The organism is Actinoplanes sp. NPDC021490 (genome assembly GCF_055562135.1).
Window position 1 is genome coordinate 127355 of record NZ_JBVHFW010000009.1, and the last position, 15052, is coordinate 142406.

Below are 15052 nucleotides of genomic sequence, written 5' to 3' on the forward strand. Positions count from 1 at the left end.
ATGCTGACCGTTATGGAAGCGTCGTTCCAGCGGGCCAGGCGCCCCGAGCAGAAGGACCAGCGCCGCGAGGCGATCCTGGCCGCCGCTCGTGAGCTCGCCGAGCGGTCCGGGGTCGCGCGGGTCAGCCTCGGTGACATCGCCAAGGCGGTCGGGCTGGTCAAGTCCAACGTGCTGCGCTATTTCGGGACGCGCGAGGAGATCTATCTGCAGCTGACCATGCGCGAGGGCACGGACTGGGCCGGGGCGGTGAGCACCGGGCTGCCCGGGGCGAGTGGTTTCGCCGGGGTGGCGGCCGTGCTGGCCGAGGCGTACGCGGACCGCCCCCTGTACTGCGACCTGACCACCCACGTCGAGACGATGCTGGAACACAACGTCTCCGTCGACGCGCTGCGCACCCACAAGCAGTGGGCGATCGGCACCTACATGCGGATCGGCCGGCAGATCGCCACCGCCGCCCCCGAGCTGACCGAGCTGGACGGCGCCGCGCTGGTCATGGCGGCCAGCGCCTTCGTCACCAAGCTGTTCCCCTTGACCCGGCCCTCGGCCGCGCTGCGGGAGCTGTACGACCTCGAACCGCGGATCGCGCAGACCTTCCCGCCCTTCCGGCCCACCCTGCAACGCATGATCACCGCAACCGCGGCCGGGCTGCCCCAGGCGCGCTGAGCGGCGACCCGGCGGCCACCGCGGCGCGCAGCCGGGAGCCGGCCCACGACAGCAGCAGGACACCGGTCGCCGTCAGCGAGATGCTCGCGCCCGCGGCGACGTTCCATCGGGCCGACAGCCAGAGCCCGGCGAGCCCGCTGCCCATGCCGAAAAGAACGGCCAGCGCCGTGATCAGCGGCAGCCGCTCGGACCAGAGGCGGGCCGCGGCGGCGGGCGCGACGATCAGCGACAGGGCCAGGATCGTGCCGACCGCGGGCACCAGCGTGACCACGACGACCTCGATGGTCAGCAGCAGCACGACGTCCCAGGCGCCGAGCGACAGCCCGGCCGCCTGCGCGCCGTTCCGGTCGAAGGCGATCTGCAGCAGCGGACGGGCGCCGGCCAGCAGCACCACCGCCACCACGGCCAGCACGACCGCGGTGGTCACCAGGTCCGCCCCGCTCACGGTGAGGATCGAGCCGACCAGGAACGAGGACAGGTCACGGCTGAACCCGCTCTGGGTGGCGACCAGCGCCGCGCCGAGCGCGAACCCGGCCGACAACAGCACGCCGGTGGCGGCGGCCGCGTCCTGGCCGCGGCGGCGGGTCAGGGCGGCCACGCCCAGGGCGACGACCGCGCCGGTCACCGCGCCGCCCAGCATGATGTTGACGCCGATGATGGAGGCGGCGACCACGCCCGGGAACGTCGCGTGGGTCAGCGCCATCGTGAAGAACGACAGCCGGCGCAGCACGATGTGCACCCCGGCCAGCCCGGCGAGCGCCCCCGCCAGCACGACCTCGGCGACCGCCCGGTGCAGCGCGTCGTCCCACCAGTTCATGTCCGCCCCACCGGGTGGCGGGCACGGACAAGCCGTACGGGGATCAGCACCAGATAGGCGGCGACCAGCAGCAGCACCACGGCCGAGGCGGAGGTCAGCGAGACCCCGTACTCGAGCGACGCGGTCCAGCTGAGCAGCAGGCCCGCATACCCGGCCCCGGCGATCAGCACCGTGCCGATGACGGCCATGACCGCCGGCCGGTCGGTCACCATGCGGGCGGCGGCGGCCGGGACGATGAGCAGCGCGACCACGAGAATCGTGCCGACCGCGCGGACGGCGGCCACGACGACGAGCGCCACCAGCACGTTGAGCCACAGGTCGATCCCGGCGATCCGGTAACCGGCCGCGGCCGCGCCCGCCGGGTCGAACGTACGGAAGAACATCGCTCTGGCCCCGACGAGCAGGGCGACGAGAACCACGGCGGCCAGCACGGCGGTCTCGGCAATCTGTTGCGGTGTCACGGTCAGCAGCCGTCCAAACAGGAACGACGTCAGGTCGGAGGTGTACGAGGACCGGCGCGAGACCAGCACCACGCCGATCGAGAACATCGCGGTCAGCACGACAGCCGTGGCCGTGTCGTCGGACACCCGGGCACCGCGGGTCAGCACGGTCAGCACCACGGCGGTGAGCAGCGCGGCGACCAGCGCCCCGGCGAACACACCGGAAAGGCCACCGGCGACGAACCCGATGACGACACCCGGGAAGACGGTGTGGGTGAGCGCGTCGGAGACGAAGGAGAGGCGGCGCAAGTACACGAAAACGCTGATCGGACCGCAGATCAGGGCCAGCAGCACGATCTCGGCCAGCGCCCGGCCCATGAACGGCAGCGTGAACGGCTCGATCACGGCTCGACCAGCATCATCGTCCGGTCGAGATCAACGACGTTTCCCCCGTACGTCTGCCGCAGCGGCCCGGCCGTCAACGTCGCGGACGGCGGACCGACCGCCCACTGCCGCCCGTTGACCAGGCACACCAGGTCGGCCAGATCCCGCGCCACGGTCAGGTCGTGAGTGCTGATCACCAGCGCGGCGCCGGCCGCGCTCAATTCGCGCAGCACCCGCACAATGGCTTCCTGGCTGATCACGTCGACCCCGTTGAACGGCTCGTCCAGCAGCAGCAGCCGGGGTTCGGCCGCGAGGGCCCGGGCCAGCAGCACCCGTTGCCGCTGCCCACCGGAGAGCGTGCCGAACCGGTGTCCCGCCTGCCCGGCCAGCCCGACCCGGTCCAGCGCCTCGGCGACGGCCCGGCGGTCCCCGGCCCGGGCCGGCCTCCACCAGCCGATCCGCCGGTAGCGGCCCATCATCACCACCTGCCGGGCGCTGACCGGAAAGTCGGCGTCGAGGCTGCCGGTCTGCGGCACGTAGCCGGCTTGCCCGCGAGCCTCGCGGGGGTCGCGGCCGAAAACGGTGGCCCTCCCCTCGAGGACGTCGACCAGCCCGAGCATCGACTTGATGAGCGTCGACTTCCCGGCGCCGTTCGGCCCGGCCAGCGCCAGCCTCTGCCCCGCCCGCAGGGTGAAGTCGACCCCGCTCAGCACGATTTTCCCGTGATAGCCCAGACCGGCCCGCCGGTATTCGAGTGCCGCGGAGCCCACCTCAGCCGCCCAGACCGGAAACGATCACCTCGGTGTTGTGCCGTTCGGCGCCCAGATAGGTGCCTTCCGGCGTGCCCGGCTCGTCCAGGCTGTCGCCGTAGAGCGCGTTCTCCCCGCCGATCACCTCGACCCCGGCCTGCTGCGCGATGGCTTCCACGGCCTTGGGCGGCAGTGAGCTCTCGGTGAAGATCGCCTTGGTGCCGGTCGCCTTGATCTTCGCCACCAGATCGCTCAGCTGCTTGGCCGACAATTCGGCCGAGGTGTCCAGGCTGGGAATGACCGACCCGACGAATTGCAGCTTGTAGCGATCGACGTAATAGCCGAGGGCGTCATGATTGGTGACGAGTTTGCGATCGCCGGCGGGCAGTTTGGCCAAAGCGGCCTCGTTCTCCGCGTCCAGCTTGTCCAGTACTTTCCCGTACGCCGCCGAATTGCTCGCGAATTCCCCGGCCCGCGACGGGTCGGCCCCGGCCAGACCCTTCTCGATGTTGCCGACCATGGTTTTGGCGTTCCGCGGGTCATGCCAGATGTGCGGATCGTGCTCTTCGCCTTCTTCGTGGTCGTGCCCGCCCTCGCGCAACTTCACTCCCTGGCTGGAGTCGACCACGTCCCCCGAGAATCCCGACGCCGCCACGGTGCGATCGAGCCATTCCTCCAGCCCCACCCCGTTCTTGACGACGACCTTCGCCTCGGCAATGGCCTTGATGTCGGCCGGTGTGGGCTCGAAGTCGTGCGGGTCGACGTTGGGTTTGATGATCTGCGTGACCGAGACCGCGTCGCCACCGACGTTCCGCACGAAGTCCGCCACCTCGGGCGTCGTGGCGACAACCGCGAGCTTCGCAGCGCTCCCGCCGGCCGCCGGTTCAGCCCCGCCCCCGCCGGACCCGCAACCCGCCACCACGGCCGCCGCCACAACCGCGATTCCCAGCCGGCTTTTCCGGTTCTTCATCATTCCGCTCCCGTCGTTCAGGAGCAAAACGATAATCGTTTCCATAACAACGGTCTAATGGCAAGATGACCATCCGTGCATGTTTCCGTGCCGCATTCATAAGCGCATCGTGATTTCGACATATGCGCATCCGGCCCGCCCCGGGCAGGAGCCCCGCGCCAGACGAAGTGCGGCCGCGCGAGCCCCGGATCGATCGGCGGAGGCGAGCCCGACGGGTTCCGAGACAGGCGAAAACGCGTTCGGGTACGGGTGGCGAAGCCGCTATCGGGTTTGGTTGACTGATCGCTGATTCGTCATGGGGGTGACATGGCGGCTCCGACGGCGGGACGGCCAACGGAGCCCTCGTCGCCCGGGCCCTGGCTGCGAAGGGCTATCCGGCGCTGGGTATCGGCTACTTCCACGTTCCCGGGCAGCCGGAAACTCTGAACAACATCCCGCTGGAATACTTCGCCACCGCCGCACAGTGGCTGGCCCGCCAACCCGGAGTGGACCCGCACCGGATCGAGGTCTACGGCTTCTCCCGCGGCTCGGAGGCCGCGCTCCTGCTCGCCGTCAACTTTCCCGGACTGGTCGACGGGGTCATCGCCGGCTCCCCCAGCTCGGTCGTGCACGCCAGCTATCCCACCGGGATCGGACCGGCCTGGACCTTGCGCGGGCGCCCGATCCCGTACGTCGACAACACCGAGAAGAACGACCCGCGACCGGCCGATGACCGGGCGAGAATCCCGGTGGAACGCATACGCGGCCCGGTGTTCCTGCTCTGCGGCCAAGACGACGCGGTCATGGCGAGCTGCCCGTTCACCCGGGCGATCGGCGACCGGCTGCCCACGCGGCCCTACGCCGAGCTGCAGGTGCCGGACGCCGGCCACAACGTCGGAATCCCGGTGGCGGGAGGGGCCAACACGCCCGACGACGACCTCGGCGGCACCCAGCAGGCGGACGCCCTCGGCCGCCTGGACGCCTGGTCCAAGCTGCTCAACTTTCTCGCGGCCCGGACGCAACCTCCCCGCTGACGGCCCGGTTCGGCCAGGCACTTGCTCCCGCCGCTCGGGAAAGCCCGGGTCCCCCGGACAGCGCCGCGTCCCGTCCGTCAGTTCCTCCGTTAGGGGGCGGCCATGTCGGAGCACGAGCTGGACCGAACGTCCGGCCGACGCCTTACGCACGGCCCAACTGGCATTTCTCGACCATCCGCTCTCCCATTGGGCCGGAGTCGTCCACTTCGGTCGCTGACCGCGGGCAGAGCCGGACTCGATGCGAGTCCGGCCCCTCGGTGAATCGGCAGGTCAGGCGATCTTCTTCTTGTAGGCCATCATGGCGAAGCCGTACGCGACCACGAGGATGCCGGCGCACCAGGCCAGCGCGGTCCAGATGTCGGTGCCGACGGGTTGCTGGTCGAACAGGGCGCGGATGGAGTTGACGATCGCGGTGACCGGCTGGTTCTCGGCGAACGCACGGACCGGGCCGGGCATCGTCTCGGTCGGTACGAACGCCGAGCTGATGAACGGCAGGAAGATCAGCGGGTAGGAGAACGCCGACGCCCCGTCCGGGGTGGACGCGCTCAACCCGGCCACGATGGCCAGCCACGTCAACGCCAGGGTGAACACCGCCAGGATCCCCGCCACCGCCAGCCAGGCGAACACATTCGCCGACGTGCGGAAGCCGATACCCAGACCGACCAGCACAATCACCACCACCGAGATGGCGTTGGACACCATCGAGGTCAGCACATGGCCCCACAACACCGAGGATCGGGCGATCGGCATCGAGTGGAACCGTTCGAAGATGCCGCTTTTCATGTCGTTGAACAACCGGAACCCGGTGTAGGAGATCCCACTGGCGATCGCGATCAGCAGCACACCGGGCATCAGGTAGTTGACGTAGTTGTCGGTGCCGGTCTGGATGGCCCCGCCGAACACATACCTAAACAGCAGCAGGAACGCGATCGGCATGATCGTGACGGTGATGATGGTGTCGAGGCTGCGGCTGACGTGTTTGATGGACCGGCCGAGCATGACATTGGTGTCGCCGAGAACGTGGGTGCTCATGGCTCAGGCCTGCTTTCCGACGACGGAGAGGAACACTTCTTCCAGGGTGGGCTGACGTTCGACGTACTCCACCTGCGCCGGCGGCAACAAGGCCCGCAGGTCGGCCAGGGTGCCGGACACGATGATCGTGCCCTCATGCAGGATCGCGATCCGATCGGCCAGCTTTTCGGCCTCTTCCAGATATTGGGTGGTCAGAAGCACCGTCGTCCCGCCCCCGGCGAGTTTCTGGATTTCGTTCCACACCTCGATCCGCGCTTCCGGGTCCAGCCCGGTGGTGGGTTCGTCGAGGAAGATGACCGGCGGGTCACCGATCAGGCTCATCGCAATGTCCAGGCGGCGGCGCATTCCCCCGGAGTAGGTGCCGACCCGCCGCCCACCCGCCTCGGTCAGGCTGAACCGAGCCAGCAAACTGTCGGCGACCTGCTGGGCGTTCTTCACGCGTCGCAGCCGCCCGACCATGATGAGGTTTTCCCGGCCGGTGAGGATTTCGTCGACCGCCGCGAACTGACCGGTCAAACTGATCGATTCACGGACCTGCACCGGCTGCGAGACCACGTCGTGCCCGGCCACCATGGCCGTGCCGGCATCGGGTTTCAGCAGCGTGCTGAGAATCCGCACGACGGTGGTCTTACCCGCGCCGTTCGACCCGAGCAGGGCGAAGATGCTGCCCCGGGCCACTTGGAAATCCACACCCTTGAGCACTTCGAGTTTCCCGTACGACTTGCGCAATCCGTTGACGCTGATGGCTGGCTGCGTGTCCATGGTGGTGCTCCGTTTCCGGGAGGGGATCGGTCTCAGGAGTGGTGGATGGTGATGTCCCCGTACGAGGTGCGGCCGCGCACCTCGACGGTCTGGCTCGCCTCGTCGGGCCCGGTGGCGTGGTCCATCTGGTTGCGTACGTGCCCGAACGCGGTGTTGACCTCGAGCCAGGCGGCGGTTCCGGGCGCGATGCCGACGTCGAGGTTGCCCATGGCCGTGGCCAGCACGACCGAGCCGCGGATCACCTGGCCGAGCCGGATGTTGCCGTTGGCCGACTTCGCGTCGACCCCGGCGTCGGCCCGTTCGATCGCGACGTCCCCGTTGGCCGCGCGCACCCGCACGTCCCCGGTGACCGTGTCGATGGTCGTGTCTCCGTTCGAGTTCTTAATCACGGCCGGGCCGGCGATCTCACCGATCTGGACCTTGCCGGAGCCGGTGACGATGTCGGCGTGACCGGCGATCTCCTCGACGCTGACGTGCCCGGCCGAGGTGGTCAGCCGCAGCGGGCCGGTCCGCTCGGCCCGCACGTCGCCGGCCGAGGTCTTGAACCGGCATTCGCCCAGCGACCCGGTGCAGCGGACGCCGCCCGCGGACAGCTCGACGTTCACCCGCGAGTCCCGGGGCAGCTCGATGGTCACGTCGACCGACTTGGTCTTGCGGGAGAAGTCGAAGTACCGCTTCGGGCCGATCACCCGCAGCGTGCCGCCGGTGTAGTCGACCCGGACCTGCCGGGCCGCCTCGACGTCGGATTCGGCGGTCTCGTCGGTCGGGCGGACCTCGACGACCGTGCTGGCACGGTCGCTCGCGGCGAACCGGACGTCGCCCACGGCGAGCTCGACGGTGACGGAGATCGATTCGGGGGTGTCGAATTCAGGCATGGTGGTCCCCACTTCGGAGGTAGGTGGTTCGTCCCCGCAGGTCAGGGACGCGGAAGGGTGAAAGAGGAGGAAGGGAGGGTCAGCGCACCCAGCCGGTGAAGCCCTGCACCGCCCGCTTGGCGGCGGGGCGCGGCTCGGCTTTCGGCCCGGGGCGCAGGAGGCCGGTGGTGGCGGCCCGCACGAGCCAGGCGTTGACCGAGCGGCCCTCCTTGGCCGCGGCCTCCTCGATGGCCGTCTTGAGCTGCTCGGGCATGCGGACGTTGATGCGGGCGGCCGGTCCGTCCTCGGCGAAGGGCAGTTCGTCGGACGGCGCCATCGGCTCGGCGGCGACCGGCGCCGTCGTCTCGGCCGGCGGCGTGGTCACCACGAACTCGGGGTCGCGGCCGCGCAGCCGCAACTCGACCGAGCCCGGCGCCAGATCGCGGGTGATCTCGTCGGCGGCGGCCGACAGCGCGTCCAGCAGGGTCATCCGGATGGCCGATTCCAGCGACCCGGTCAGGCGCTCGACCAGCGCACGCGACTCCTCACCACCGGCTTCGGCCAGAGTCGCGAACTCGCGGCCGAGGTTGCTCACATACGAGGTCAAGTCCATGGCACCACTATGGCACATGCTTGGCACCAGACACAACCGAAGTGGCACACACGTGGCACCACCTGGCACCTGCGCCCTGTCCGTCAGGTATCGGCATGGCGATTCGGGACTGGCTGCGACGGATTCTCGGGCGATCCCCGGCCGGACCGGACCAGCCGCCGGGCCCGGCCACCGGCACGGTGCACGCCGTCCTCACCCCGGCCGGTCTGGTCGAGGTCGGCGGCGTGGTCGAGCCGGCGATCTGGGCCGGGCCGGGCGATCCACCGGGCCGCGGCGGCCGCGTGTCCGTCACCTATGACCAGGAGGGCGACGTGTGGACCGCCTCGCCCCGTGCCCGAGAGGAAGTGCGCTGATGGCTCTCGACGTCGGCTTCGAGTTCGTCGACGACGACGATTCCCTGGGCGACTTCGAACCCAACGAGGACAGCCACCGCCGCCGGCTCGTCCTGCTGCTGTTCGACCTGTCGGGCTCGATGGGCGTCACCCGCGGCGGGGTGCGGCCGGTGGACTCGCTCAACACGCACATCGAGCAGTGGCTGCCGCAGGTGCACGAGCGCGGCGCCGGCGAGCTGCGTGACGTCGAGTTCGCGGTGCTGACCTTCGGCAGCCGGGTCGTCCGGCTGCACGGTCCGGACGGCCGGGTCGAGTTCGGCGAGGACGGCACGCCGGTCGAGGGCCGGACGCCGGAGGACGGTGGCTTCATGCCGGCCGCGCGGCTGCGGGTCGACCGGTTCACCGCGGGGGGAACCACGCCGATGGTCTCGGCGCTCAAGGTCGCGCTGCGGGTGGGCGACGAGCGGGTCCGGGTGCTGTCCGAGAGCGGGCTGACCACCGGGCCGGTCCGGCTGATGATGTTCACCGACGGCAGCCCGAACGACAAGAACCTGCCCCGGGACGCCTGGCGGGCCGTCGCCGCCGACCTGGCCGAGCGGCGCGAGCAACGCCGTACCCAGTTGCTGGCCTTCGGCGTGCCGGAGAGCGACGACCGGGTGCTGCGCGCGCTGGCCGGCGACCGCGGCTACTTCCCGCTGGCCGGGTTCGACTTCGGCCAGCTGCTCGAACTGATCACCATCGCCTCCTCGGCCGATGACCCGTACGGGCCGCTGCGCGAACTGTTCGACGGTGAGCAGGACTGATGGGTCAGCGCTGGCGGGTGACCGCGGCCGCCGTTCCCGGGCTGCAGCACGTGCGGTCGACGGTCGACTGCCAAGACGCTTTCGCCGTACGCTCGGACGACTCCCACCTGGTCATCGCGGTGGCCGACGGGGGCAGCAGCGCGCCGCTGGCCGCCGTCGGGGCGCACGCGGCGGCCGCGCTCGCGGCCGAGACCGCCTGGGCCCGGCTCGACCCGTCACCGACCGGCGGCGCGGCCTGGACGGCCTGGCTGGACGACGTTCTCGGCACCGTGCTCGGCACCTTCGCCGATCTGGCCCGCGACACCTCCCGGGCAATCCTCGGCCGGCCCGAGCCGGGCGCCCTGGGCACCACGCTGACCCTGGTCGTGCTGGCCGAGCCGTGGGTGGCCGCGATCGCGGTCGGCGACGGCTTCGCGGTGGCCCGCCGCGGCGACCAGCTCGACCTGCTGCTGGCGCCCGACGAGCCGCACGCTCCGGCCCCCGGCGTGGACCCGGGCCGCACGGTCTTCGTCACCAGCGGCAACGCGCGCGGGCGGGCCCGGCTGCTGGTGGCCCGGCTGCCCGGCCTCGACGGCCTCGCGGTCAGCACGGACGGGCTGAGTCAGGTCGGCCTGACCTACGAGGCCTCGGTCGCTCAGCGCCCGCATGAGCCGTTCTTCGAGCCGGTCTTCACCCGGGCGGCCGGCGGCGAGGACGAGACGCTGCTCGTGCGGCTGCTCGCCTCGGACCGGATCAGCCGGCTCACCACCGACGACAAGACCCTGGTCGTGGCGGTGACGCAGTGAGCCGGTTCGTCCTCGACGACGGCGCCCGGCGCCGGGTGGTGACGCTCGGGGCCCGGGTCGGAACCGTGGGCGCGCAGGGCGAGGTGTGGCGGATCGACGACGAGCCCGGGCTGGTCGCCAAGATCCTCCGGCCGTCGCACCGGCGCCGCCTGGACGAGCGTCTCGACGCGCTGGCCTCGCCCGGCCTGCGCCGGGCCGCCCCCGACGGGGCCGCGTGGCCGGTCGGGCGGCTCCTCGACGAGCGCGACCGGATGCCGGCCGGGCTGGTGATGCCGTATCTGTCGCCGGCCACCTACCGTCCCCTGACCGACGTGCTGCGCGGCCGGGCCAAGGGACCCGGCGGCGCACTGGTCGCGGCCGCGGCCGACCTGGCCGGCACGCTGGCCCGGCTGCACCGGGCCGGGGTGGTCGTCGGCGACCTGGCCCCGGCCAACGTTTTCACCACCCGGCAGGCCCGGGTCACGCTGATCGACGTCGACGGCTGGCAGGTGCCGGGCCGGCCCGGGCGGCCGCCGCTGCCGTGCCCGTTCTCGCGGGACGAATACAAGGCGCCGGAACTGCTGGGCCGTCCGCCCGGCGTCGCCCGCACCGACTTCAGCGACCGCTGGGCGCTGGCCGTGATGGTCGGCGAGATGCTGCTCGGGATGCACCCGTTCGCCGGTGTCCGGCCCGGTGCCCCGCCCCCGTACGACGAGGTCAGCAACGTCGAGGCGGGACGGTGCTGGCTGCTCGGCCATCCGATGACGCTGCCGGGCCCCCGGCCGCCGATGCCGGCCCCCGCCTCCGTCCAGCGGCTGTTCGAGGCCTGTTTCGGTCCCGGCCGCACCGATCCCCGCCACCGGCCGACCGCGTCGGCCTGGGCGTACACACTCAGTGAGGCCGCCGCATGAACCTATCGATCAGCCGGGTCGCCGACCGCACCGAGGTGCTCGGTCCCGGAATCCGCGCCGCGCTGTGGGTGCGCGGCTGCCCGCTGAACTGCACGGGCTGCATCTCGGCCGAGGACATCCCGTTCGAAGGCGGCACCACCAGGACCGTGCACGACCTGGCGGCCCGGTTCCTCGCGCTGCCCGGCGACGTCACCGGGATCACCTTCTCCGGCGGGGAGCCGATGGCCCAGGCCGCGGGACTGGCCGAGCTGGCCGACCGGATCCGGGCCGAACGGGACTGGTCGGTGATGGCCTACTCCGGGTTCACGCTCGCGCATCTGCGCCGGCACGGCACCGACGACCAGCGGGCGTTGCTGTCCCGCCTCGATCTGCTGGTCGACGGCCCGTACGTGCAGGCGCAGCACGCCCCGCTGCGCTGGCGCGGCTCACGCAACCAGCGCCTGCACTACCTGACCGGCCGGCACCGGCCGGACGAGCCGGACGAGTTCGCCGGGCTGGAGTTCGCCGTCGACGACGGCCGGATCAGCTGGATCGGTGTGCCACCGGTCGCCGGTTTCCGCTCGAGCTTCGAAAGCGCCATGCGGACGCAGGGCGTGCAGTTCACCGTGGAGGGAGAGCCCGATGTCCCGTAGCCCCAAGTACACCGCCGCCTATCTGGCGGCGGCCCGGGAGGCCGAGATCGAGCAGCGCCGGCTGGAGCGCGAACGCGTCCGCGCTCAGCAGGAGCACGAGGCCCGGATGCGCCGGTTGGCGGCGATGCGGGAGGACCTGCTCGGCCGGGTCGACGCGCTCCTCGCCCGGGCCCGCAAGTCCCGTTCCGACGCCGCCGACACGGGCCTGGCCGCCCGGCACGACGAGGTGGTCCGCGAGCTGGGCGTCGCCCGCGAGGTCAGCTCCGGGGCGGCCGACGAGTCGCTGGGGGCGCAGGCGGCGCAGCGGGTGGCCGCCGCCGAGGCGGCCCTGCAGCAGCTCACCGGTCAGGTCAACGACGTGCTGGCCCGGCGCCGGCGCGACCAGGCGCTGGCCGCCTTGCGGGCGAGTCTGGCCACCGAGCCCGACCGCCGCGAGCTCGACCCGGCCGACCGGGGCCGGGTGGACACCCTGGTGGATCAGGCCACGGCGGCGGCCGGTGACACGGCCGCGTTCGACCGGCTCTATCCGGGGCTGGCCCGGGCGGTCGACGAGCACCTGACCCGGGCCCGGAACCGCCGGATCGAGCTGGCCGAGATGCGCGAGGCGGCGGCCGCGGCGAGCGGCACCCTGCGCCGGCTGCTCGACGAGATCACCAAGGCCGAGGCCGCCTCCGATCTGGACGACTTCGCCCCGGCCGAGCAGACCCTGCGGCGGCTGGGCGAGGCCGCGGACGCGGGCGACGTGCCGGCCGCGCGCCGGTTGACCGCGGACACCGGCCGGGCCGGCTCGGCGATCGCCGTGGCGTTCGACCGCTGGCAGGTCGAGCAGGACCGCACCACCGAGATCGTGAAGGCCATGCAGGCGGCGCTGCCCGCGGCCGGGCTCACCGTCGAGGCCGGATCGCTGGAGTTCGTCGGGTCGGGCGGCCGGTTCACCGCGCGCGACGCCGGGCGGCACCCGGTCCGGATCGCCGTCACCCACGGCGCGGACGGGCCCCAGATCGTCTATCACGCCGACGGCCACGACTTCACCGTCGAGCACACCGCCGACGGTGACGTCCCGGTCTGCGATCTCACCTCGGCGATGCTGGAGAAGTTCCACTCCGAGCTGGAGAAGAACGACGTCGGCACCGGTGAGCTGATGTGGGAGGGCAAGAAGCCGCGGCAGATCCGCAAGGGTGAGGTGCCGCTGCCGCACGGGCGGGGCAAGAACCAGGGTGGTGGCCGGTGAGCGCGGTCACCAACGGCCGCGGGCAGGCCGACAGCACCCAGCGGATCGGCCGCTCGGCGGTGTGGGTGCGGCGGTTCTTCGCCGACGCCGTGCGCGGCCGGCACATCATCCTGCACGGCAACGTGCACGACTCGGTGCTGTGGAACAACCGGTTCGTGCCGCTGCGCGAGGCGCTGCCGGAGATGCTGCGCTCGCTGCGGTACCGCCTGATCGGCTCCTACGACCAGGTGGACGGGCTGACCTTCGCCTCGCCGGACGGGGCCGCGCGGATGCACACGCTGCTCGGCGGGGGCACGCCACCGGTGGCGCCCGACGGCCCGGCGGAACCGGCCGGCGAGGGTGCGGCGGAGGCCGCGCGCAGCCGCCGGGAGGCCATGCGGGCCAGCATGAACGCCGCGTCCCAGACCCCGGTGACGTACGCGACCCCCGAACAGGCGCTGGCCGCCATCCGGGGCGCGCTGGCCCAGAACCGGGAGCCGGCCGCGTTCCTGGTCGACTTCGCCGAGCTGCTGCTGACCGACGCCGAGCACGCCGACCGGCCCAACCGTGACCTGCTGGTGCTGGTCAAGAAGGCGATGCTGGAGGCGGCCGAGGCGGAGAACGGGCTGGCCCGCAACCAGCTCGTGCTGATCACCCCCGAGCTGTCGGCCGTGCCGTCCTGGCTCTACCGCAACGAGCCGTTCGTGGTGCCGCTGGAGGTGACCCGGCCGACGTTCCGCGAGCGGCAGGTCTTCCTGTCCCGCGACGCCGGCGACTTCTTCCGGGCCACCCCGGCCCCCACCGCCGAGCAGGTCCAGCAGTCCGTCCGGACGCTGGCCAACCTCACCGAGGGCATGAGCATCACCGACCTCGGCGGGCTGCGCCGCACCAGCGTCCTGGAACGGGTGTCGCTGACCGAGCCGCGGGAACTGGTCAACCGGACGCTGTTCGGGGCGCGGGAGGATCCGTGGGCCCGGCTGGCCGGCGGCACCACCGACGCCCCCGAGCGACTGGGCCGGCGGGTGATCGGCCAGGACGCCGCGGTGCAGCAGGTGAGCCGGGCGCTGACCACCGCCACCAGCGGGCTGGGCTTCGTCGCCGACCCGTTCAGCCTGGAGGCCCGGCCCAAGGGCATCTTCTTCTTCACCGGCCCGACCGGCACCGGCAAGACCGAACTGGCCAAGGCGCTGTCCGAACTCATCTTCGAGGACGAGAGCGCGCTGATCCGGTTCGACATGTCGACCTTCGCCGAGAAGCATTCGGCCGAGCGGCTCACCGGCGCGCCACCCGGTTTCGTCGGCCACGAGAACGGTGGCGAACTGACCAACGCGGTCAACGCGCGGCCGTTCAGCGTGCTGCTGTTCGACGAGATCGAGAAGGCCGACGCGCGGGTGCTGGACAAGTTCCTGCAGATCTTCGAGGACGGCCGCCTGACCGACGGGCTCGGGCAGACCACGTACTTCTCGCAGACCCTGATCATCCTGACCTCGAACATCGGCGCCGAGCGGGTCGGCGACTGGCTCGGGCCGGGCCAGGAACTGCCCACCTACGAGCAGGTCAGCGACCACTTCATGACGGCCGTGCGGAACCACTTCAACAACGTGCTGCGCCGGCCCGAGCTGCTCGGCCGCATCGGCAACGGCATCGTCCCGTTCGACGTGCTGCGGCCCGAATACGTCGACGCGATCGCCACCAAGTTCCTCGGCCAGCTCGTGGCCTCGGCCGACCGGGTCGGCACCACCGTGCGCATCGACACCGACTCGGTGCTCGAGGTGATCCGCACCGAGATGGCCGACCCCCGCTCCCTGCAACTCGGCGGCCGCATGATCCGCCCCGCGCTCGACCGGGTGGTCCTGGAGCCGCTGGCCGCCGCGATCGACCGGGACGGCCGCGGCCGCGCCTACGACGTCCTCGTCGAGCCGGGCGCCCGCCTGGCCACCGTGCGACCCGCGTCGTCCTGACCACGCAGAGTCGTCCTGACCACTCAGAAAGGAACACCGATGGAATCGACTTGGCCGGTGGTCGCGGCGATCGACTTCGGCACCCACGGCACCGGATACGCCTGGTGCGAGGTCACCGAGGCCAACAAGGAGCCCAGCCGAC

Annotated in this window: 17 protein-coding genes; 9 read left to right on the forward strand and 8 right to left on the reverse strand. The window is 71.6% G+C overall.

The window, feature by feature from the left end:
* A complete protein-coding gene (locus ACZ3I4_RS23800; RefSeq protein ID WP_465384199.1) occupies positions 1–663 on the forward strand; it encodes a TetR/AcrR family transcriptional regulator in 663 nt (220 codons plus the stop codon).
* On the opposite strand, the gene ACZ3I4_RS23805 is transcribed toward ACZ3I4_RS23800, so the two are convergent.
* The 4 genes from ACZ3I4_RS23805 to ACZ3I4_RS23820 are packed head-to-tail and all read right to left on the reverse strand — an operon-like array spanning position 626 to position 4068.
* Entirely contained in the window at positions 626–1480 is an 855-nt protein-coding gene (locus ACZ3I4_RS23805; protein WP_465384200.1) for a metal ABC transporter permease, read from the reverse strand. The genes ACZ3I4_RS23800 and ACZ3I4_RS23805 overlap by 38 nt on opposite strands.
* On the reverse strand, positions 1477–2325 hold the full coding sequence (locus ACZ3I4_RS23810) for a metal ABC transporter permease (protein WP_465384201.1): 849 nt from the start codon (positions 2323–2325) through the stop codon (positions 1477–1479). The genes ACZ3I4_RS23805 and ACZ3I4_RS23810 overlap by 4 nt, the downstream gene beginning before the upstream one ends.
* Positions 2322–3074, reverse strand: a complete 753-nt coding sequence (locus ACZ3I4_RS23815) for a metal ABC transporter ATP-binding protein (protein ID WP_465384202.1) — start codon at positions 3072–3074, stop codon at positions 2322–2324. The genes ACZ3I4_RS23810 and ACZ3I4_RS23815 overlap by 4 nt, the downstream gene beginning before the upstream one ends.
* A gap of 1 nt (position 3075) precedes the next feature.
* Positions 3076–4068: a metal ABC transporter substrate-binding protein gene (locus ACZ3I4_RS23820; protein ID WP_465384203.1), complete on the reverse strand. Its 993-nt coding sequence runs from the start codon at positions 4066–4068 to the stop codon at positions 3076–3078.
* Between the two features lie 392 nt (positions 4069–4460).
* On the opposite strand from ACZ3I4_RS23820, the gene ACZ3I4_RS23825 reads away from it, so the two are divergent.
* Complete coding sequence (locus ACZ3I4_RS23825; RefSeq protein WP_465384420.1) at positions 4461–5036, forward strand: acyl-CoA thioester hydrolase/BAAT C-terminal domain-containing protein; 576 nt, start codon at positions 4461–4463, stop codon at positions 5034–5036.
* Between the two features lie 270 nt (positions 5037–5306).
* Here the strand turns inward: ACZ3I4_RS23825 and ACZ3I4_RS23830 are convergent, their stop codons facing one another.
* The 4 genes from ACZ3I4_RS23830 to ACZ3I4_RS23845 form a co-directional block, all read right to left on the reverse strand.
* Entirely contained in the window at positions 5307–6068 is a 762-nt protein-coding gene (locus ACZ3I4_RS23830) for an ABC transporter permease (RefSeq protein WP_465384204.1), read from the reverse strand.
* Positions 6069–6071: 3 nt separating this feature from the next.
* Positions 6072–6830 (reverse strand): ABC transporter ATP-binding protein, encoded by a 759-nt coding sequence (locus ACZ3I4_RS23835; protein WP_465384205.1) that lies wholly within the window; start codon positions 6828–6830, stop codon positions 6072–6074.
* Positions 6831–6862: 32 nt separating this feature from the next.
* Positions 6863–7705: a DUF4097 family beta strand repeat-containing protein gene (locus ACZ3I4_RS23840; RefSeq protein ID WP_465384206.1), complete on the reverse strand. Its 843-nt coding sequence runs from the start codon at positions 7703–7705 to the stop codon at positions 6863–6865.
* Positions 7706–7784: 79 nt separating this feature from the next.
* Positions 7785–8297 carry an Arc family DNA-binding protein gene (locus ACZ3I4_RS23845; protein WP_465384207.1) on the reverse strand — a complete coding sequence of 171 codons (513 nt, stop codon included), beginning with the start codon at positions 8295–8297 and terminating at the stop codon, positions 7785–7787.
* A 95-nt stretch (positions 8298–8392) separates the two neighbouring features.
* Here ACZ3I4_RS23845 and ACZ3I4_RS23850 point away from each other — a divergent pair, with 95 nt between their 5' ends.
* Genes ACZ3I4_RS23850 through ACZ3I4_RS23880 form a run of 7 tightly spaced genes read left to right on the forward strand, consistent with a single transcriptional unit; the run spans position 8393 to position 14910 of the window.
* On the forward strand, positions 8393–8650 hold the full coding sequence (locus ACZ3I4_RS23850) for a hypothetical protein (RefSeq protein WP_465384208.1): 258 nt from the start codon (positions 8393–8395) through the stop codon (positions 8648–8650).
* Positions 8650–9432, forward strand: a complete 783-nt coding sequence (locus ACZ3I4_RS23855; protein WP_465384209.1) for a vWA domain-containing protein — start codon at positions 8650–8652, stop codon at positions 9430–9432. The genes ACZ3I4_RS23850 and ACZ3I4_RS23855 overlap by 1 nt, the downstream gene beginning before the upstream one ends.
* Positions 9432–10217, forward strand: coding sequence for a protein phosphatase 2C domain-containing protein (locus tag ACZ3I4_RS23860; RefSeq protein ID WP_465384210.1), 786 nt, complete (start codon positions 9432–9434; stop codon positions 10215–10217). Before ACZ3I4_RS23855 ends, ACZ3I4_RS23860 begins: the two co-directional genes overlap by 1 nt.
* Positions 10214–11107 (forward strand): protein kinase domain-containing protein, encoded by an 894-nt coding sequence (locus ACZ3I4_RS23865; RefSeq protein ID WP_465384211.1) that lies wholly within the window; start codon positions 10214–10216, stop codon positions 11105–11107. The genes ACZ3I4_RS23860 and ACZ3I4_RS23865 overlap by 4 nt, the downstream gene beginning before the upstream one ends.
* Positions 11104–11739 carry a 4Fe-4S single cluster domain-containing protein gene (locus ACZ3I4_RS23870; protein ID WP_465384212.1) on the forward strand — a complete coding sequence of 212 codons (636 nt, stop codon included), beginning with the start codon at positions 11104–11106 and terminating at the stop codon, positions 11737–11739. Before ACZ3I4_RS23865 ends, ACZ3I4_RS23870 begins: the two co-directional genes overlap by 4 nt.
* On the forward strand, positions 11729–12970 hold the full coding sequence (locus tag ACZ3I4_RS23875) for a hypothetical protein (protein WP_465384213.1): 1242 nt from the start codon (positions 11729–11731) through the stop codon (positions 12968–12970). The genes ACZ3I4_RS23870 and ACZ3I4_RS23875 overlap by 11 nt, the downstream gene beginning before the upstream one ends.
* The gene (locus ACZ3I4_RS23880) at positions 12967–14910 is read left to right on the forward strand and encodes an AAA family ATPase (protein ID WP_465384214.1); all 1944 of its coding nucleotides are present in this window, start codon (positions 12967–12969) and stop codon (positions 14908–14910) included. Before ACZ3I4_RS23875 ends, ACZ3I4_RS23880 begins: the two co-directional genes overlap by 4 nt.
* Positions 14911–15052 lie beyond the last annotated feature (142 nt).